Source organism: Gilvimarinus sp. 1_MG-2023 (assembly GCF_030548285.1).
The window spans coordinates 1-523 of record NZ_JAUOSC010000080.1; the positions used below are offsets into that span (position 1 = coordinate 1).

General features: G+C 53.5%; 1 protein-coding gene. It reads left to right on the forward strand.

Annotated elements, in window-relative coordinates; all coding sequences use genetic code 11:
- On the forward strand, positions 1-523 hold a 523-nt coding region (locus Q4563_RS15770; protein ID WP_303605140.1), incomplete at both ends, for a hypothetical protein.

Below are 523 nucleotides of genomic sequence, written 5' to 3' on the forward strand. Positions count from 1 at the left end.
GGTTATGCCGATCTGGATACCCAACGCGGTATTCAGGCGTTATTGCAATCTGGAAAAATAGATGAGGCGAGAGAGAAAACCAGCAGAATATTAGCGGCAAACGGCACGATTGCCCGCGAACTGGATCGGGCAATGAATAATGCGGTTATCCAGGGCCAGCGACTGAGCGGGGTTTTGCGCGAAAGTGTCGACGGTTTTATGTCAGCGATTAATACCGGATTTGTGGAGATAACCAAATTCCTGCTGGATGATAAAAAAGCCGGCGGTTTGGCGCTGGATGGTGATGATATTCTGGGTGGTGGTGTTGCATTATTAGCAGGTGGTGTTGCGGCCTATAAATACGGCGGCCCGGCGATGAAAAATTTACTGGGCAATGCGGGTAATCTGGCGGGTGGCGTGGCCGTTGGTGCAGCGCTGGAGGCCACTGTTGGTGTTACACCGGTTTATGTGGTGAATATGCCCAATGGCATCAGCCCTATTGGCAGTGTCGGCGGTCGAGGTGGCTTGCCCGGCGGTGCGGGTG